We start from the raw sequence: 19,477 nt of genomic DNA, 5'->3' as shown, positions 1-19,477 counted from the left end.
GTTGAGATGATGACGATGAAAAAGCAGGTTGTGCTGTACAAGAAACTCTCGCCGCTGCTGATGGCTCGCCTGCACGAGCAGACCGAGGTGACGCTGATCGACAACCTCAATGCCGACGGGCTGGCCACGCTGCGCGAGGCCCTGCCCCGCGCCCACGGATTGCTCGGTGCGAGTCTGAAACTGGATGCCGGATTATTGGATCTGGCGCCGGACCTGGAAGCTATCGCCAGCGTCTCCGTGGGGGTCGATAACTACGACATCGACTACCTGACCGAACGACGGATCCTGCTCAGTAACACCCCGGACGTGCTCACCGAAACCACCGCCGACACCGGTTTCGCGCTGATTCTGGCGACCGCCCGGCGCGTGGTGGAACTGGCGAACATGGTTCGCGCCGGTCAGTGGAAGCGCAATGTCGGTCCCGCGCAATTCGGTACCGATGTGCACGGTAAAACCCTGGGCATCATTGGCATGGGGCGGATCGGTGAGGCCCTGGCCCAGCGTGGGCATTTCGGTTTTGGCATGCCGGTTATCTATCACAGCCACTCACCGAAACCGGCGGTGGAACAACGATTCAACGCGCAGTACCGCAGCCTGTCGGCGCTGTTGCAGCAGGCGGATTTCGTTTGCCTGACCTTGCCGCTGACCGCTGAAACCGAGGGGCTGATCGGCGCAGAGCAATTCGCCCTGATGCGCCCCGAAACCATCTTCATCAACATTTCACGGGGCAAGGTGGTGGACGAGGCGGCGCTGATCCAGGCCTTGCGTGACGGGCAGATTCGCGCTGCGGGGCTGGATGTGTTCGAACGTGAACCACTGAACCCTGACTCGCCGCTATTGCAACTGAACAACGTGGTGGCGACGCCGCACATTGGCTCGGCGACGCATGAAACGCGGGAGGCGATGGCCACGTGTGCGGTGGACAATCTGCTGGCGGCGCTGGCGGGTGAGCGGCCGAAAAATTTGGTGAATGCCGGGGCGTGGCAGGCTTAAGAAATTTGGAGCCTGTCAGTCAGTCTTCGCGAGCAAGCCCGCTCCCACATTTGATCGCGGTCGAATGTGGGAGCGGGCTTGCTCGCGAAGGGGCCATTAAAGCCAGCACAAATCCTTCAGGCCCGACGAGCTTCCAGAAGGTCCGCCGCGCACAACGCAATCCGCCGGCACGCATCCGCCAGTTTCAGCTGATCCACCACCAACCCCAATCGAATATGCCCCGCCGCACTCGGGCCGAACGCTTCACCCGCCAGCACCGACACGCCATAACCCTCCAGCAGCCGCTCGGCAAAACCCTGGGCACCAAGCCCGGTCTGGCGCACATCGATCATCACGAACATCCCGCCATCAGGCCGGATCGGCCGGATGCCCGGGCAATCACTCAGGCTCGCGCACACCAGGTCGCGACGCTGGCGATACTCCTCGCGCATCAGCGCCACTTCCGGCAGATCCTCATCCAGCGCCAATTGCGCGGCGTTCTGAATGAAATCCGGAATGCCAAACAGCATGCACAACGACAGGTGCACCAAGTGTTCTGCCAAAGGTTTCGGCCCGATCACCCAGCCCACTCGCCAACCGCTCATGGCGTGGGATTTGGACAGGCTATTGATGGTCGCGGTGCGCTCGGCCATGCCCGGCAGACTGGCCGGGCTGATGTGCTCGCCTTCATACAACAGATCGCTGTAGACCTCGTCGCTGATCAGCCACAGGTCGTGACGAACACACAGCGATGCCAGCTCCTGCCAGACCATCAGCGGCAAACTGGCGCCGGAAGGATTGTTCGGACTGTTGAGCAAAATGGCGCGGGTCTTGGGTGTGATCAGCGCCGCGACATCCGCCGGATCGACCCGAAAGCCGTTCTCGGGGCGCACCGCCACCGGCACCACTTTGGCTGCACAGGCACCGAACACGCCTTCATAGGTCACGTACATCGGCTCAGCGACGATCACTTCATCGCCCGGATCGAGCAGGCATTGCGCGACCGAATACACCGCACATTGCGCACCCGGCAGCACGATCACATGATCGGCATCCACCGCTTGACCACTGCGACGTCGATGACGGTTGGCAATGCTGTCGCGCAAACCCCGACTGCCACGTACCGACGGGTAGTGGGTATCACCGGCCAACAAGCTATCGATGCACGCCTGAACGATGGGCTGCGGCGTATCGAAGTCGGGATCGCCGATCGATAGCAGCAGCACATCAACGCCCTGCTCAAGTAATTCCAGTGCTCGGTCATGAATCTGCCAGGCCGCAGCGCCGTCACCGGCGATTCGTTTGGTCAAGGCTGAATAGCGCATGTAATTCTCCAGTCGCGCGGGTTCCAAGCCACAACCCTATCTCAAATCACGAAACGCGCCACCATGGCATTTAAATCCACAGCCAGGCGCGACAGTTCGTGAGTCGCGGCGCTGGTCTGGTTGGCACCGGCGGCAGACTGCGTGGCCAGATCGCGAATGTTCACCAGGTTACGGTCGACCTCGCGGGACACCTGGGCCTGTTCTTCGGACGCGCTGGCGATCACCAGGTTGCGCTCGTTGATCAATTGGATCGACTGAGTGATCTGCTCCAGCGCAACGCCGGCAGCACGGGCCATTTCCAGAGTGCTTTGAGTGCGTTGATTGCTTTGCTGCATCGACGCGACCGCTTGGCCGGTGCCGTTCTGGATGCCGGCGACCATTTTTTCGATTTCCTGGGTCGATTGCGCCGTGCGATGGGCCAACGCCCGAACCTCGTCCGCCACCACCGCAAAACCGCGCCCGGCTTCACCGGCACGGGCGGCTTCGATCGCGGCGTTCAGCGCCAGCAGGTTGGTTTGCTCGGCGATGGCGCGGATCACGTCCAGCACCTTGCCGATGTCGCGCCCCTGAGCGGCCAGGCCTTCGATCATCACCGAGGTGTTTTGCACATCGTGGGTCATGGTCTGGATCGCGCCGACAGTTTCCACCACACGGTCGCGACCTTCGCGGGCCGCCTGGGTCGACTGGTTCGAGGCTTCGGACGTCGACACCGCGTTGCGCGCCACTTCTTCCACGGCAGCAGTCATTTCGTTGACCGCGGTGGCGGCCTGTTCGATTTCGTTGGTCTGCTGTTGCAGACCGCGCGACGCTTCTTGGGTGACCGTGCTGAGTTCTTCAGCGGCGGCACCCAGTTGGGTGGCGGAACCGGCGATCTGTTCGATGGTTTTGCGCAGGCTGGCCTGCATCGCGGACAAGGCACCGAGCAAGCGGGCCGGTTCGTCTTTGCCATCGACCTCGATGACGTTGGTCAGGTTGCCGCCCGCAATAGTTTGCGCCGCCAGCAACGCACGGTTCAGCGGCGTGACGATGCTGCGGGTCAGCAGCCAGGCCAGCAGCACGGTCATCAGCGACGCAATCACCGCCACCACGATGATGCCGGTAATCGCGCTGCGGTACTGCTCGCCCGCTGCGGCCGACGCGGTTTTCGCATCGGCATTATTCATCGCCACCAGTTTGTTCAGCTGCTCGCCCATCTGGTCCGTACCGTCCTTGATCCGGGTGTTGATCAGCGTGCGCATCTCATCGAGCTTGTTCTGCCGCGACAGCTCCAGCATCTGGGTTTGGGCTTGCAGGTAACTGTCCAGGGTTGCCGTGAACGTCTTGTACAGCGCGGCCTCTTCCGGGGTGGCCGACAACGCTGCATAGCTGGATTGTGCGCTGCGAACCTTGTCGACCAGCACGCCGATACGCGTCTGGGCTTCCTGCAACGCGTTCGGATCACGGTTGACCAACACCCGGAAAGAAAGAATGCGCAGACGCAGGACGTTTTCCGTCAGATTGCCGAGAAACCCGACGCTGGGCAGCTGCGTGGTTTCCATGTCGAGGGAGGCTTGGTGGATGCTCGTCATGCGGTTCACGGCAAACACACCCAGCACGATGACGAGCAAGGCAATGAAAGCAAAACCCAGGAAAGCTCGAGGCGCGATATTCAGATTACGCAGTGACATAGGATGATTCTCGGGTGATGGAGCTACGAGCATCCTTGCGTGATCGCTGAAGGGCGGGCGGCGGCGCACGCGCTTTCAGTTTGGCGCCACTGTTGGAATAGGTTTGTGTGGGCCTGTTATCTGTATCGGCTGGGGATGAGGATTTTTGCGGGGCGTTGAGAAATATATTTCAAGTTTGGAACCGCCCCTCACCCTAACCCTCCCGAAACGTCGGACCGCCCGTAGGGAGAGGGGACTGGCGGAGGTGTTTGTTCTAAATACTGCGACCTGCAATTGCGAGTCGAACTCAAGCTTTGAAAAGCTTGAAGATCTGCCCCCTTTCCCCCTCTCCCCGCTGGGGAGAGGGTTGGGGTGAGGGGTGGATCTAAAATCCAACGCAACATTCAAGCCTTAAACAAAGCCACCCGCCAAACCCGCGCAACATCACTCGCCCGCTCCCGCAACAACCGCGGTGCCTCGGCACACGCCTGCTCCAGCGTCATCGGTCCACTGGCCAAGGCAAACGCGGCATCGATGCCATGTTCGTACAGTGCTTGATAACCCTCACCCAGCGTCCCGGCGAGGACGATCACCGGCACGCCGTGCTGCCGTGCAATACGCGCCACACCAAACGGCGTCTTGCCACGCAGGGTCTGAGCATCGAAACGACCTTCTCCGGTGATCACCAGGTCCGCGCCCTTGACTGCATCATCGAGGCCAACCAGTTCGGCGACCACTTCAACGCCAGCCTTGAACTGCGCCCCCAGAAACGCCTTGGCAGCAAACCCCAGGCCGCCTGCCGCACCGCTGCCCGGTTCGTCACGTACGTCTTTGTTCAGGACTTGCGCGCACCGCTCGGCAAAGTGCCCGAGCGCGCGATCCAGTTGCTGGACTTGCTCGGGTGATGCACCTTTTTGCGGGCCGAAAATCGCTGAGGCACCGTGAGGGCCGCACAGTGGATTGTCGACGTCGGCGGCGATGTCGAATCTCACCTCGGCCAGACGCGGATCGAATTCACTCAGATCAATGCGGGCCAGCTGTCCAAGCGCCAGACCACCCGGGGCCAGTGTTCGGCCGTGTGCGTCCAGCAGTTTGACGCCCAAGGCTTGCATCGCACCCGCCCCGCCGTCGTTGGTGGCGCTGCCGCCAATCGCCAGAATGACCCGTTGCGCCCCGGCATCGAGCGCCGCGCGGATCAATTCGCCGGTGCCGAACGTGCTGCTGAAGCACGCATCACGCTTGCCCGGCGGAACCAGTTGCAAGCCACTGGCCTCGGCCATTTCGATGATCGCGGTGTGGCTCTGAGGCAACCAGCCCCAAGCGGCCTCAACCGTCGCGCCGAGCGGCCCACGAACCGGGGTGCGACGCAGTTCGCCCTCGCACGCCGCCAGAATCGACTCGACGGTCCCCTCCCCGCCGTCAGCCATCGGGCATTTGACCAGTTGCGCATCGGGCCAAACCTGCGCCAACCCCAGAGCAATGGCATCAGCCACACCCTGGGCACTCAGGCTGTCCTTGAACGAATCGGGGGCGATGACGATTTTCATGCGAATTCTCCAGTTCCAATGCGTTCCATGCTGCCAGCAGGCAAGAACAATAACGCCGGTCCGCTGCACAAGCGGCCATGACGATTATTGTTCATTTCCACAAAACCTCCCTCCACACCGTTCGTTGTAGCAGCTGTCGAGCAGCGCGAGGCTGCGTTCGGCGGCGAAGCCGTCGTAAATTCTGCAAGTACGGTCTGCCTGATGCTCCGCGGCGCATGATTTCACGACGGCTGCGCCGCCGAACGCAGCCTCGCGCTGCTCGGCAGCTGCTACAGGGTGGTGTTCGGCGCGTCAATCTGGGGGAGGAGCTGCACGCCGAGGTAAAGCGCGAGCATCCCGTCCAGTCTTAGCGGATCAACACCACTGAGCTCGGCAATCCGCTCCATTCGATAGCGCAAACTGTTGCGATGAATACCCAGCGCATCGGCACAGGCCTGGCTCTGCCCATCGTGATCGCACCAACAGCGCAAAGTCGCCAGCAGTTGTCCGTTGCCATCCTTGGCAATGACTTTGCGCAACGGTTTGAGCAGCTCGTCCAGCGCGTCGTCGTTGCGGTGTCGCCAGAGCATCACCGGCAACCGGTAACGGTTGAGCGTCAGCAAACGGGAGTGCGGCAACACTTCTCGCCCATAAGCCAGCAAGTCGCCGACGCGGCGGTAGCAGCGGCGCAATCCCGACAGCCCATCCGCCTGCCCGCCTACGGCGATGCGCAGAATGTTCCAGCCGAGGCCGTCGAGTTTTTCCAGCAGCCGGTCATTCTCGATCGCCTGCGCCGCCGGTCGGCACCAGAGCAACGAGGACTTGGCCGAACTCACGCACCAACTGTCTGGGTAGCGCGAGGTCAGCCAGGCGCTGAGCGCCTCGACGGTTTGCCCCGGACCGTGTTCCATCCCTAACTCGAACAGGTACGGCACCCGCGTCATCTGCGGCTTGAGCCCCAGCTGTTGCGCTTCATCGATCAACCGCGGCGAATCCCCGGCCTCGCTGAGCAGCAATGCCAGCAGATCGTCGCAACGCTGGCGCCGCCATTGCTGTTCGGCCTGCTGATTGCGCTGGCCGACCAGCATCTCGGCGGTCATCCGCACCAGTTCGGCATAGGTGCGCAATTGCTCGGGTTCACCGGTGATGCCCAGCACGCCAATCAAGCGTTGATCGAGTAACAGCGGCAAGTTGATGCCCGGCTGTACGCCTTTCAAATGAATCGCCGTTTGGGCGTCGATCTCCACCACTCGCCCGTTGGCCAGCACCAGTTGCGCGCCTTCATGCCGGGTGTTGACCCGCTCCGGCTCGCCGCTGCCGAGAATCAGGCCCTGGCTGTCCATGACGTTGACGTTATACGGCAGGATGGCCATCGCCCGGTCGACGATGTCCTGGGCCAGGTCGTGATCGAGTTCGAACATAGCGGGGATCCTTGAAAGCGTGATGGAGCGGATTGTTCACCCGCACAGGCCTTGGTGGCAAACCCTGTGCTCAGGCACAAAGACAATGACCCAAGCGGTGGCCGAGACTCACCGGGCGGTCAACGTTACCCTTGCATCGCAAAAAATCATAATAAAGAGAGAGCCCGCCATGTCACAGAGCGCCGCCGCTACCCAGGCCATCGTTGACGAAAAAAACGCCGTCTACAAACGCATTACCCTGCGTTTGATTCCCTTCATCTTCATCTGCTACCTGTTCAACTACCTCGACCGGGTGAACGTTGGATTTGCCAAGCTGCAGATGCTCGACGCGCTGAAATTCAGCGAAACCGTCTACGGCCTCGGGGCCGGGATCTTCTTTGTCGGCTACGTGCTGTGCGGCGTACCCAGCAACCTGGCCCTGACCAAATTCGGCCCGCGCCGCTGGATCGCGCTGATGATGATCGTCTGGGGCTCGCTCTCGACCTGCCTGCTGTTCGTCACCACCCCGACCGAGTTCTAAACCCTGCGCCTGTTCACCGGCGCGGCCGAAGCCGGGTTCTTCCCGGGCGTGGTGCTCTACCTTTCGCAGTGGTTCCCGACCTTCCGCCGTGGCCGCATCATGGCGCTGTTCATGTCGGCGATCCCGGTATCCGGCCTGCTCGGCAGCCCGTTTTCCGGTTGGATCCTCAATCACTTCGCCGCAGGCCAGGGCGGTTTGGCCGGCTGGCAGTGGATGTTCCTGCTGCAAGGCATTCCGACCGTGATCCTCGGCGCCCTCGCCTACTTCCTGTTGAGCGACAGTTACGCCAACGCCAAATGGCTCACGCCGTTCGAGCGCTCGGTGCTGGAAGCCGACCACGCTATCGATCTGGCCAACAAACCGAAAACCACCACCGACTCGCTGCTGGCCGTGTTCAAGAACCCGGCGATCTGGGCCTTCGGCCTGATCTATTTCTGCATCCAGAGCGGCGTCTACGCGATCAACTTCTGGCTGCCGTCGATCATCAAAAACCTGGGCTTCAGCGATAACCTGGTGATCGGCTGGTTGAGTGCGATTCCGTACCTGCTGGCGGCGCTGTTCATGTTGATGGTCGGCCGCTCGGCGGACCTGCGCAAAGAACGCCGCTGGCATTTGGTGGTGCCAATGCTGATGGGCGCGGTCGGTTTGCTGATCGCTGTGAACTTTGCGACAACGCCGGCCATCGCCATCCTCGGCCTGACCATCGCCACTATGGGCGCCCTCACCGGCCTGCCGATGTTCTGGCCGGTGCCGACGGCGCTGCTCAGCGCGGGCGCTGCGGCGGGTGGTTTGGCGTTGATCAACTCCATGGGGCAGATGGCCGGGTTCCTGAGTCCGTATCTGGTGGGCTGGGTCAAGGACAGCACCGGATCGACCGATGCCGCGCTTTACCTGCTGGCGGGCGTGATTGTTTGCGGGAGTTTGTTGGCACTGCGCATGACGCGGACGTTGCGGGTGTAAGGTTTGACGACAACAAAAAACGGCCCTTTCGGGCCGTTTCTCATTTCTCGCATGCACAGATGTTTTTGTGGCGAGGGAGCTTGCTCCCGCTCGACTGCGAAGCAGTCGTAAAACCGGTGAACGCGGTGTACCGGAGTTTGGGGCCGCTGCGCAGCCCAGCGGGAGCAAGCTCCCTCGCCACAGGCAAGCCCCCACCACAGATCGTCGCTACCCTTGCGGGTCGATGTTATCCAGCGCCCGATTCACCGCCAGTTCGCCCAGCATGATGATCTGCGCAATACCCAACAGGGAATTGCGACTCGACCCCTCCATATGATCCGCCAGATCCATGGTCATGACATTGGCTGATGCCAACGACTCGCAAGCATGGCCCAGCAGGGTTTCGGTATCGAGCTCCGGGTTGACGATGAACATGGTGCCGGGTGTGCGCGGGGTGGCTTTGATATGGGCAACCAGCTTGAGGTAGTGATCGAGGGCGCGGTCGGCGGCTTCGTGGAGTTTTTTTGAATCGAGTGATTCGCACGGGGATGCCGGATCGGTGTCCGGTGGATTGGGCGTTACTTTGAACATGGATGAATCTCCTTGTACTAAAAAAAGGAGCCATCACTCTCGCTACCAAACGAATGGGTGGTGGCCATACGCAGGTTGGTAGACCGGGTACAAGGGAACCGGCGCGCCCGAAGGCGCCCTGTGCATGACCACCATAAAGCCGAGACAAAAACGCCCCAAATGGCGATACATTGCACCTTGTATAACCGGGCTACCAAACCCCATCGCTGTTGTTCAGCGACGGGTGAAACGATAGAGCCCAGGCCCAAGGCGCACAAGCCGGCGGATTCTGGCGTAGTCGTAGGCAGTGGCGCAAGGATGTGTAGCCCGAATCAGTATCTGGAGATGTCGATTAAACAACTCAGTCATTGCTCACTTTTCAATCGACAGGAGAGACGGATAAATATGTATGTCCCTCTTTTCGTGGTCACTGCCGACGCCGCGCCAAAACCGGATAAATAGATCTGTCCCCTTAATTTCCATGGCGAGGGAAACACCCTGCAGTTCAGAACTGCAGGGTAAGCGGACATTTAGCCTTGACTCGAGACCAGCTAATGGATGCCCCAGATTACCCCTCAATCACTGAGACCGTGTGGCTAGCCATATTGCAGACATAAACGCGGGCACCGGCCGGGCTGACGGCGATCCCGGCCGGAGAGTTCCCGACCGGAATGGTCCTCAGGACTTGATTCGTCGCCGTATCAATCACCGAGACCATGCCGCTACGCTCGTTGCCGACATAAACGCGGGCACCGTCCGGGCTGAAGGCAACCTCCCTCGGATACGAGATCATGATGTTCGTCAGGACTCGATTCGTCGCCGTATCAATCACCGAGACCCTGTGGCTACTCCAGTTGCAGACATAAGCGCGGGTACCGTCCGGGCTGACGGCAATCCCGGACGGAAGGATCTCGACCGGGATGTTCGTCAGGACTCGATCCGTCGCCGTATCAATCACCGAGACGGTGTAGCTAGTATAGTTGGTGACATAAGCGCGGGTGCCGTCCGGGCTGACGGCAATCCCGAGCGGATGGCTCTCGACCGGTATGTTCGTCAGGACTTGATCCGTCGCCGTATCAATCACCGAGACCGTGTTGCTTTGCGAGTTGCAGACATAAGCGCGGCTACCGTCCGGGCTGACTGCGATCCCGTACGGGCTGTTCCCGACCGGGATGGTCGTCAGGACTTGATTCGTCGCCGTATCAATCACCGAGACCGTGTGGCTACCAAAGTTGCAGACATAAGCGCGAGCATCGTCCGGGCTGACGGTAACCCCCCACGGACGGTTCCCGACTGGGATGTGCGTCAGGACTCGATGCGTCGCCGTATCAATCACCGAGACCGTGTGGCTACTCCAGTTGCTGACATAAGCGCGGGTACCGTCCGGGCTGACAGCGATCCCGAACGGCTCCTTCCCGACCGGGATGCTACCGACCGGCCCCAGCCCCGTAACGGTTACGGTTGCGTTGGCGACCTGAACACCACTGGTGGCGCTCAGACTGTAAGAGCCGGGGATGAGAGTGCCTTTGATGCGGCTGACGCTGAGCCTGCCGACAGCGTCGGTGATGAAGTCGCGCTGGCCGCTGCCGCCATCGGCGTACATGAAGTTGGCCGGGAGAGTCAGACTGAGCTTGCCCCCGGGGATGGGGGTGTTATTGCTGGTACTGAGAAGCAACTCAACGTTCTTCAGCCGGCCAGCCGGGGCGATGGTGTAGGGCTTGTTGGTGAAGGTCGGCACACCATGCTGTCCTGCGGCCTCACCCGTCACCTGCGCCGTAGCCGTTCTGGACGTGGCAATGACCGCGCCATTTCTGACCTGTTCATAGATCACCCTCACCACGCTGTCGGCAATGACCTTGCTGTTGGGTATGTCCCAAGAGAATTGCCCCGGCACCTGTGTAATTGGCAGAGTTTGTTCATGGGTGGCAACCGGACTGCCATTCACCAGAGCGGTGAACGTCAGGTGGATCTCATCCCCCACGTCCCAGATCGCATCGATCAGATGAATCAAGGCCCACAATGGCCCGCCGTTCAGTTTGGCGAGATCAACGATGGCCGGGTCGTCATTGTTCTCGGTCGGGATTTCTCGAAGGATCACCTGCTCGAGTTCGACACGGGCAAGGTGTATATCCAGGTGCTTCTCCGGGGATTTGACCCTGTTGCCCAACTGGTCGACGACATAGAACTCGGCCACCGCCTTCGGGTTGTCGCCAGCCTCCTGGAACGTGTCGGTGAACAGTGTGTGGGTGATTGGCGCCGTGCCGTCGGGGACGTCGAACCTGACCTGGGTGTCGCCCAACAGAAACTCGATGCGGTCGTGGTTGCGCCGGTTGGCATAGGTGAACCCGAACTCCACCCCTTGCGCCGCCCGTGCGGCGCTGACGCCGTCCTTGAGCACGTCGGACGGGATCACCAGATCCAGGTTGTCCACAGGCCGTAGGTGATACAGCACCAGCAGATCCCGAGAGGGTTCGGAGTTCCCCCCGACACGGGTGACCACGTAATGCAGACGGTTGACGCCATGCATCAAATTCCCGTGTGGCAGGTACAGACGCTGGCGCAGCGTTTCCTCCCCCGGCTTGACGGTCTGGCCTGCTCCTGGGACGAGATCGCCGTTGCAATACAAATCCACGCGATCATCGGCCGCCATGATCCAGGAGCGCAGTCGCAGCTCGGTCCAGGGATCGACCAGGCATTCAAGGCCCTGGGCCTGGCCATCGTAAAGGGCTTTTGGAATGCCGCCGTGGGCGATGTCGGCAGGTTTCACCGGAGACACCCAGCCCGGGATGATTACGGGAAAAAGCACAAACAATTCGTTCAACGCGGCGGACTGGGTATCCATCATGCTCTCCTGGAAGGCAACGAGTCCTGAGCCTTCTCGGGACGCGGGGGTTATCACACTCCAGGCCGGGAAGACTGGCTACTGTCAAATCTGACAGTAGCGACGAGTGGTTACCCCGACCTTCATTCGAGGTCTTGAAGCGCCCGACCGTTTCTGGGCAAAAGTGCTGCCAGGCGCTTCGTCGATAAATCAGATTGCCCCGCCCCACCGTTCTGGTATTTGATTGAGCCTTTCTCCCACCGGTAAAAGGATTTCGTCATGAGCTACCGCACGCTGGGTCATTCGGGTTTACAGGTTTCCACCCTGACCCTGGGCACCATGATGTTCGGCGAACAGACCAGCACCGAAGACTCCCTGCGGATCATCGACAAGGCCTGGGACCAGGGCATCAATTTCATCGACACCGCAGACGTTTACACCAACGGCCGCTCCGAAGAGATCGTCGGCGAAGCGATTGCCGGTAACCGCCACGAATGGGTGCTGGCGACCAAGGTCGGCTTCGGTCCGGTGGACGGTGTGCCCAACCGCAGCGGTCTGAGCCGCAAGCACCTGTTCAATGGCATTGACGCGAGCCTGACGCGCCTGGGCACTGATTATCTCGACATCTATTACCTGCACCGCGAAGACCACAACACGCCGCTTGAAGTGACGGTGTCGGCCATCGGTGATTTGATCCGCCAGGGCAAGATTCGCTATTGGGGTTTGTCGAACTACCGTGGCTGGCGCATCGCCGAGGTGATTCGTGTGGCCGATCAACTGGGCGTCGACCGGCCGGTGATCAGTCAGCCGCTGTACAACATCGTCAACCGTCAGGCGGAAACCGAGCAGATCACCGCCGCGCAAAACTATGGCCTGGGCGTGGTGCCTTACAGTCCGCTGGCGCGTGGCGTGCTCAGCGGTAAATACGCACCGGACGTGAAGCCGGACGCCAACAGTCGCGCCGGCCGCGCCGACAAACGCATTCTGGAAACCGAATGGCGCGTCGAATCCCTGCGCATTGCTCAGCAGATCCAGCAGTACACCCAGGGTCGCGGCGTGGGCATCGTCGAATTCGCCATCGCCTGGGTGCTGAACAACAGCGCCGTCACCTCGGCCATCGTCGGGCCGCGCACCGAAGAACAATGGGATGCCTACACCAAGGCGCAGGCGGTGAAGATTACGGCTGAGGATGAGGCGTTTATTGATTCGCTGGTTGTGCCTGGGCATGCGTCGACGCCGGGGTTTAATGATGTGAGCCATTTTGTGTCGGGGCGCAAACCGCGCTAACAGCAAAAGATCGCAGGCTTCGCCAGCTCCTACCTGGATCGGTGTCCCGCCGTAGGAGCTGCCGAAGGCTGCGATCTTTTATCTGGCGACACATTCTGCGGCCGAACCACGTATCCTCCGCACCCGTTTCACGTTCAACTTCGCGAGGACAGTTTGTCTAAAGGTATCGCTCTATCGGTTTCAGCCTCGGTGCTGTTTGCCGTCATGTATTACTACACTTCGTTGCTCACACCTTTGAGCGGCGTGGAAATCTTCGGTTGGCGAATGCTGCTGACCCTGCCATGCATGACCGTGTTCATGGTGGTCTCCGGTGAATGGAAACGCGTGGTCGCCCTTTTCCGGCGGCTGGTGGGCCAACCAAAATTGCTCGCAGCCCTGATCCTTTCCGCGACGCTGCTTGGCCTGCAACTCTGGTTATTCATGTGGGCACCGCTCAACGGCTATAGCCTCGACGTGTCCCTGGGCTACTTCCTGTTGCCGCTGTCCATGGTGCTGACCGGGCGGTTCGCCTATGGCGAGCGGCTGTCTTACCTGCAAAAGGTTGCCGTGTTTTTTGCTTCCCTCGGCGTGCTCAACGAGCTGTATCAGGTCGGCGGTTTTTCCTGGGCGACCTTGCTGGTCGTCATCGGTTATCCGCTCTACTTCATCCTGCGCAAACGACTGGCGACCGACAACCTCGGCGGTTTGTGGATGGACATGGCCTTGATGTTGCCCGTGGCGTTCTGGTTCGTTCAGGGCGGTGATCAGGGTTTCGCCGTGTTCGATCAACACCCGTGGCTGTCGCTGCTGATCCCGTTGCTCGGGGTGATCAGTGCTTCGGCGCTGGTGGTTTACATCATCGCCAGCCGACTGCTGCCGTTCAGCCTGTTCGGGTTGTTGAGTTACGTCGAGCCGGTGTTGTTGCTCGGCGTCGCGTTGCTGCTGGGGGAAAGCATCAAGCCAGGCGAGTGGCTGACCTACATCCCGATTTGGTTGGCGGTGGTGGTGCTGGTGTTTGAAGGGTTCAAACACCTGGTCCGGCATCAACGAAAATCGATGTAGGACCGGAACGAAAAAGCCCGGCCAGCATTGCTGCTGACCGGGCTTTTTTACATCTGAAACGGCTTAGTCGGTGGAGAGCACACCACGACGAACCTGGTCGCGCTCGATGGATTCGAACAACGCCTTGAAGTTACCTTCGCCGAAACCATCGTCGCCTTTACGCTGGATGAACTCGAAGAACACCGGGCCCATCAGGGTTTCCGAGAAGATCTGCAACAGCAGACGCTTGTCGCCTGACTCGGACGAACCGTCCAGCAGAATGCCGCGCGATTGCAGTTGATCAACCGGCTCACCGTGGTTCGGCAAACGACCTTCGAGCATTTCGTAATAGGTTTCCGGCGGCGCGGTCATGAAGCGCATGCCGATGCTTTTCAGGTGATCCCAGGTCTTGATCAGGTCATCGGTCAGGAAGGCAACGTGCTGGATGCCCTCGCCGTTGAACTGCATCAGGAACTCTTCGATCTGCCCGGCGCCCTTGGACGATTCTTCGTTCAGCGGGATTTTGATCATGCCGTCCGGTGCAGTCATGGCCTTGGAGGTCAGGCCGGTGTACTCGCCCTTGATGTCGAAGTAACGGATCTCGCGGAAGTTGAACAGCTTCTCGTAGAAGTTGGCCCAGTAGGCCATGCGACCGCGATACACGTTGTGGGTCAGGTGGTCGATGATCTTCAGGCCGGCCCCGACCGGATTGCGGTCAACGCCTTCGATGAACACGAAGTCGATGTCGTAGATCGAACTGCCTTCGCCGAAACGGTCGATCAGGTACAGCGGCGCGCCGCCGATGCCTTTGATCGCTGGCAGGTTCAGTTCCATCGGGCCGGTTTCGATGTGAATCGGCTGGGCGCCCAGTTCCAAAGCACGGGCAAACGCCTGCTGGGCATTCTTGACGCGGAACGCCATGCCGCACACCGACGGACCGTGCTCGGCCGCGAAGTACGAAGCGACGCTGTGCGGTTCGTTGTTGAGGATCAGGTTGATCTGGCCCTGACGATACAGGTGCACGTCTTTGGAACGGTGGGTCGCGACCTTGGTGAAGCCCATGATCTCGAAGATCGGCTCCAGGGTGTTCGGGGTTGGCGATGCGAATTCGATGAATTCAAAGCCCATCAGGCCCATTGGGTTTTCGTATAAATCTGCCATGGTTGGCGCCTCATCATTTTCTTGTCAATTAACGGATCGTTAGTTGCTAGCAATGCTGAGACCGGCGGGTGGCGCGCAGGAGATGCCCCGCACGCTGCGGGCGAGGAAGTCACCGTAGATCAATTGAAACCCAAAACTCTTCATTGTCGACCCAAGGCTCTTGCGGGCGAGGCTTCTGCTGCCAGAAGACGATTATTCTTATATGCGTAACCCGATTCTACACAGCGTAAATCGGTTTGTCCGCCTTCTGTATCAAATCCCCTTTTTCCCTGCTCGCGCAAGGGGTTTGTTGCACAGGAAAATCCCCGTGAGGATCAGCCCTCCTCCCAGGCACATCGCCAGGGTCAACTGCTCGCCCAACAGCAGCGCACCAAGGATCACCGCGGTCAGCGGGTTCAGGGCGATAAACACGCCCGAACGCGTCGCGCCGATTTTGCGAATGCCGTCGTAATAGCCGATATAGGCCAGCGCCGAACCCAACACGCCCAGGTACATCAGGCTCAACCATTGCGTTGGTCCGAGGCTGGCGAGTGCAGCAACACTCAACTCACCGCGAACAGCACTGGTCACCCACAGCATCAGCGTGCCCAACAGAATCGAGTACGTCACCGTTTGCACCGGCCCCAGGGTTTGATTCAGGTCTTTGGAGAACAGCGAATAAACGCCCCAGCCAAGCACGCAGCCGAAGATCAACAGATCGCCGATCCACGCGTCGGCGTTGCCGGCCAACAACTGCGGATTTCGACTGACGATCACCAGGCTCGCCCCGGCAATGCAGATCGCGATTCCGACGACTTTCGCTCGACTCAAGCGCTCCTTGAACAACAGCCATGACGCCAGCCCGATCACGGCCGGGTTCAACGCCACGATCAATGAAGCCCGTGATGCATTGATGTAGTGCAGCCCATAAAAGAAGCACAGGTTGTAGAAAAAGATCCCGAAAAAACCCAGTAGCGCCAATTGCAGCCATTGCCGGGGGCTGGGCCTTGCGAGAGGCACGCGGGCCAACAGCAGAAACACCAGCAACGCAACGCTGGCCAGCAAGAACCGCAGGCTGGCGGCAAACAAGGGGTTGAGGCTATCGGCCAGAAACCGTCCGGCGACAAAGGTGCCGCCCCAGATCATGGTGACGGCCGCCAATTTCAAATAAACCGGGACATCCGATGGGTTGGACAGGCTCTGCTCATAGGTCGTCATAGGTTTCCAGAACGAGAAATCGGGGAAGATGACGTATCATTCGACTAATACATTCTCATCGTAAAATGAGTAAACACTCATGACCCTTACCCAACTCGAGATATTTTCTCTGGTCGCCGAGCTTCACGGTTTTACCGTGGCAGCCAATCGCTTGGGAATTTCCCAATCCGCGGTCTCTCACGCCCTCAAGTCACTGGAACAGGAATTGGGCGTCGAGCTGCTGCGCCGGCATCAGTCCCGGGTCGAACTCAGCGACATCGGCCAACAGCTTTTGCTGCGCGCCCGGGCGATGCTGGGCCTGGCCAACACGTTGCGCCAGGAAGCGGCCGATGCTCGCGGAATGAAACGCGGCACGTTGCGCATCGGCTCGTTCGGCCCGACCTCATCGATCAAACTGCTGCCGTTGATCTTGCAGCACTACCGAGCGGCTCACCCGGGCATTGAGGTCCATATAGATGAAGGCCCGGACCGACAGGTGATCCAGTGGCTGGAGGAGCGGCGTATCGATATCGGCTTCGTGGTGTTGCCGGAGGAGCGGTTCGACACCTTTGCGCTGATCGAAGACCAGATGGTCGCGCTGCTGCCCGTCGATCATCCGCTGGCCCGTCGCGACAGCCTGACCCTGAGCGATTTGTGTAACGACCCCTTTGTATTGACCGAGGCCGGTTCGTCGGAACTGGTGTCGCGGCTGTTCAGTGCCGCCCGGCTGACACCGAACATCCGTTATCGCTGCTCGCAACTACTGAGTACGCTGGACACCGTTGGCCGAGGCGATGCGCTGACGGTCGTCGCCGAAAGCTCATTGCCCGATGATCGCGACAGTCGCTACGTGAAAAAACCGCTATCGCCAAGTGTCACACGCCAAGTTGGCCTGGCGGTGCTCGATCAGCGCCAGTCATCACCCGCGACGCTGGCTTTTATCAAACTGGCCGAGCGTCTGAATTACCGTTGAGCGGCACACGTGCCAAGAGCCAACTATGATTACCTGACCGCCCACGGCATGAACTTCTTGCAAGGTTATCTGTTCGGCCGGCCAATGCCCGGCGCGGTCTTCATTAACGCATTAAGTCACCATTAACTAGCGGCGCTCAGCGACGAGACAAGGAGATCGCGCCCCAATTTGAATCAAAAGACTACTGTTGTTACATGAAGAAAAAGACAGGATTTACTCTTGGCCAATTAACTACTACAATTTTTCATGCCTGCGCTAGATCGGCAGGTGAGCCATTATCACCGAGTCGCTTCAAGGCTCTTGGCTTATAGCTTTGTTTGCGGTTGGTATCAGCCAAACACACTATTGGAGTAAAGATATTGTCCAGACTCGCTGAATTTCGTGCAGCTGAAAAGGCCCTTCAAGAGCAGCTCAAGCAGCTGGAAACCCTGAAGAATGATGCCGGGCTCAAGAAAGAAATCGAATTCGAAGAAAAGCTCCAGGGGCTGATGAAAACCTACGGCAAGAGCCTGCGCGACATCATCGCCATTCTCGATCCGAACCCGGCAAAATCCGGTCTGCAACAGGCAACGCCTAAAACCCGCCGCGCTCGCGTGGTCAAGGTTTATCAGAATCCGCACACCGGTGAACTGATTGAAACCAAGGGTGGCAACCACCGCGGCCTGAAAGCCTGGAAGGAACAATACGGTGCAGCAACCGTTGATTCCTGGCTGCGCGGCTAAACACTCGCGGCGACCAAAAAAAGCCCTGCCAATGCAGGGCTTTTTCATGGACGCCTTCTAAATGCAACGATTGGCGTCGATCAACTCGCTACTTGTCGAATAACTTTGTGCTTAATCCGTTTGGGTATCTAAAAATTTCAGAATGCGCTGAAATCGGCAGCCATTGAAATCTTTAACTAAAGTTTCAAGCTGTTACGGGCCGCGTCTATTTCATCCTGACTTGCCTTATAAACCTCAGCCTGCCCCGCGTAGGAAAGAACATAGGCCTTATCGCCATCCACGGCGGCAACCAATGTTTGAGAGAGCACATGCCTTCCGTTCTGCGTGATCGTGCAGGTAGTTTCCAGCGCTGATAAGCGGCTCAACGTCGTCGGGTGAATCTTGTTGCAGACACTTTGATAACCGCCTTGAAAGAAGTCCTTCTGCACCGACTTGCGCATCTCCAGCAACACGCCTTGCAGATTCACCTGATGACCACTTTCCACCTGAGTCATGGTCAACTCCATCACCATAACCGGCGTGCCGCCCTGATCGTTTTTCACCGCGCGCTGGCGGGATACCTGGGCGTTGGCGTCATCTTGCGGGACGGCTTCGACCTCCCAGCCGTTGGGCCAGATCATGACTGGCTCGTCTGCGTGAGCGCTGTTAATACCTGAAAGCACGCAGATCAGGACGACCATCGATTTACAGAAACGAATCATTGCAATGAACACTCACGGATTGAACCGTAAAGTCTGAGCCTCACCCGTCTGTCAGGCAATAGCCGACTGTTTGGGTTTGGTGATGTCAGAGCCCTTGCGTATCATTGTCGCCATTCGTTAGCCCCACTATTTTCCGGAGGGCCCATGAGCCTGCACGAATTGAACACCTTCCCAGGCGTCACCGCCCAACCTGACACCGCCACCCAGAAGTTCGTCTTCAACCACACCATGCTGCGGGTCAAGGACATTACCAAGTCCCTGGATTTCTACACGCGCATTTTGGGTTTCTCGCTGGTTGAAAAGCGCGACTTCCCGGAAGCCGAGTTCAGCCTGTACTTCCTGGCGCTGGTCGATAAAAACCAGATCCCGGCCGACGCTGCTGCGCGCACCGAGTGGATGAAGTCGATCCCCGGCATTCTCGAGCTGACCCACAACCACGGCACCGAGAACGACGCGGATTTCGCTTACCACAACGGCAACACCGACCCGCGCGGTTTTGGCCACATCTGCATCTCGGTGCCGGATATCGTCGCGGCGTGCGAGCGCTTCGAAGCGCTGGGCTGCGATTTCCAGAAGCGCCTGAATGACGGCCGCATGAAGAGCCTGGCGTTCATCAAAGACCCGGATGCTTACTGGGTTGAAATCATCCAGCCGGCACCGATGTAAATCAAAAATCCCACAAAAAACCCCATGATCA

15 protein-coding genes and 1 pseudogene are annotated in these 19,477 nt (G+C 59.5%); 7 read left to right on the top strand and 9 right to left on the bottom strand.

Features of this window, described 5'->3' with window-relative positions:
• Nucleotides 1-15 precede the first annotated feature (15 nt).
• Nucleotides 16-993, top strand: coding sequence for an NAD(P)-dependent oxidoreductase (locus ACSQ87_RS15365; protein ID WP_223429916.1), 978 nt, complete (start codon nt 16-18; stop codon nt 991-993).
• Nucleotides 994-1,109: 116 nt separating this feature from the next.
• On the opposite strand, the gene ACSQ87_RS15360 is transcribed toward ACSQ87_RS15365, so the two are convergent.
• The 4 genes from ACSQ87_RS15360 to ACSQ87_RS15345 all read right to left on the bottom strand — a co-directional run bounded on the left by ACSQ87_RS15360 (nt 1,110) and on the right by ACSQ87_RS15345 (nt 6,890).
• Nucleotides 1,110-2,297: a pyridoxal phosphate-dependent aminotransferase gene (locus tag ACSQ87_RS15360; RefSeq protein WP_223429917.1), complete on the bottom strand. Its 1,188-nt coding sequence runs from the start codon at nt 2,295-2,297 to the stop codon at nt 1,110-1,112.
• Between the two features lie 41 nt (nt 2,298-2,338).
• A complete protein-coding gene (locus ACSQ87_RS15355; protein ID WP_223429918.1) occupies nt 2,339-3,964 on the bottom strand; it encodes a methyl-accepting chemotaxis protein in 1,626 nt (541 codons plus the stop codon).
• A 383-nt stretch (nt 3,965-4,347) separates the two neighbouring features.
• Nucleotides 4,348-5,490, bottom strand: coding sequence for a glycerate kinase (locus tag ACSQ87_RS15350; RefSeq protein ID WP_223429919.1), 1,143 nt, complete (start codon nt 5,488-5,490; stop codon nt 4,348-4,350).
• A 269-nt stretch (nt 5,491-5,759) separates the two neighbouring features.
• The gene (locus ACSQ87_RS15345; RefSeq protein ID WP_436273788.1) at nt 5,760-6,890 is read right to left on the bottom strand and encodes a sugar diacid recognition domain-containing protein; all 1,131 of its coding nucleotides are present in this window, start codon (nt 6,888-6,890) and stop codon (nt 5,760-5,762) included.
• 169 nt (nt 6,891-7,059) lie between these two features.
• Here ACSQ87_RS15345 and ACSQ87_RS15340 point away from each other — a divergent pair.
• Nucleotides 7,060-8,370 (top strand): annotated as a pseudogene (locus ACSQ87_RS15340) (MFS transporter).
• A 207-nt stretch (nt 8,371-8,577) separates the two neighbouring features.
• Here ACSQ87_RS15340 and ACSQ87_RS15335 read toward each other — a convergent pair.
• Both ACSQ87_RS15335 and ACSQ87_RS15330 read right to left on the bottom strand, forming a co-directional pair.
• Nucleotides 8,578-8,940 carry a DUF6124 family protein gene (locus ACSQ87_RS15335; protein ID WP_223429921.1) on the bottom strand — a complete coding sequence of 121 codons (363 nt, stop codon included), beginning with the start codon at nt 8,938-8,940 and terminating at the stop codon, nt 8,578-8,580.
• A 547-nt stretch (nt 8,941-9,487) separates the two neighbouring features.
• Entirely contained in the window at nt 9,488-11,725 is a 2,238-nt protein-coding gene (locus ACSQ87_RS15330; RefSeq protein ID WP_436273787.1) for a beta-propeller fold lactonase family protein, read from the bottom strand.
• Between the two features lie 294 nt (nt 11,726-12,019).
• Here ACSQ87_RS15330 and ACSQ87_RS15325 point away from each other — a divergent pair, with 294 nt between their 5' ends.
• Together ACSQ87_RS15325 and rarD are read left to right on the top strand one after the other, a co-directional pair.
• Nucleotides 12,020-13,027, top strand: a complete 1,008-nt coding sequence (locus tag ACSQ87_RS15325) for an aldo/keto reductase (RefSeq protein WP_223429923.1) — start codon at nt 12,020-12,022, stop codon at nt 13,025-13,027.
• Nucleotides 13,028-13,180: 153 nt separating this feature from the next.
• On the top strand, nt 13,181-14,068 hold the full coding sequence (gene rarD / locus ACSQ87_RS15320; protein ID WP_223429924.1) for an EamA family transporter RarD: 888 nt from the start codon (nt 13,181-13,183) through the stop codon (nt 14,066-14,068).
• A 63-nt stretch (nt 14,069-14,131) separates the two neighbouring features.
• Here rarD and hppD read toward each other — a convergent pair whose 3' ends face one another.
• Entirely contained in the window at nt 14,132-15,208 is a 1,077-nt protein-coding gene (gene hppD, locus ACSQ87_RS15315) for a 4-hydroxyphenylpyruvate dioxygenase (protein WP_129444496.1), read from the bottom strand.
• 252 nt (nt 15,209-15,460) lie between these two features.
• Nucleotides 15,461-16,405: a DMT family transporter gene (locus ACSQ87_RS15310; RefSeq protein ID WP_223429925.1), complete on the bottom strand. Its 945-nt coding sequence runs from the start codon at nt 16,403-16,405 to the stop codon at nt 15,461-15,463.
• A 79-nt stretch (nt 16,406-16,484) separates the two neighbouring features.
• On the opposite strand from ACSQ87_RS15310, the gene ACSQ87_RS15305 reads away from it, so the two are divergent.
• Both ACSQ87_RS15305 and ACSQ87_RS15300 read left to right on the top strand, forming a co-directional pair.
• Nucleotides 16,485-17,357: a LysR family transcriptional regulator gene (locus ACSQ87_RS15305; protein WP_223429926.1), complete on the top strand. Its 873-nt coding sequence runs from the start codon at nt 16,485-16,487 to the stop codon at nt 17,355-17,357.
• A gap of 359 nt (nt 17,358-17,716) precedes the next feature.
• Nucleotides 17,717-18,079 carry a histone-like nucleoid-structuring protein, MvaT/MvaU family gene (locus ACSQ87_RS15300; RefSeq protein ID WP_008155126.1) on the top strand — a complete coding sequence of 121 codons (363 nt, stop codon included), beginning with the start codon at nt 17,717-17,719 and terminating at the stop codon, nt 18,077-18,079.
• A 176-nt stretch (nt 18,080-18,255) separates the two neighbouring features.
• Here ACSQ87_RS15300 and ACSQ87_RS15295 read toward each other — a convergent pair whose 3' ends face one another.
• Complete coding sequence (locus ACSQ87_RS15295) at nt 18,256-18,780, bottom strand: DUF4946 domain-containing protein (RefSeq protein ID WP_223429927.1); 525 nt, start codon at nt 18,778-18,780, stop codon at nt 18,256-18,258.
• A 144-nt stretch (nt 18,781-18,924) separates the two neighbouring features.
• Between ACSQ87_RS15295 and gloA the strand changes: the two genes are divergently transcribed.
• The gene (gene gloA / locus ACSQ87_RS15290; protein WP_033055156.1) at nt 18,925-19,446 is read left to right on the top strand and encodes a lactoylglutathione lyase; all 522 of its coding nucleotides are present in this window, start codon (nt 18,925-18,927) and stop codon (nt 19,444-19,446) included.
• The last annotated feature ends 31 nt before the right edge of the window (nt 19,447-19,477 follow it).

It is taken from the genome of Pseudomonas sp. LjRoot277, from assembly GCF_964253845.1.
Taxonomy (GTDB): Bacteria; Pseudomonadota; Gammaproteobacteria; order Pseudomonadales; family Pseudomonadaceae; genus Aquipseudomonas.
This window is presented reverse-complemented; position numbering and strand designations above follow the sequence as displayed.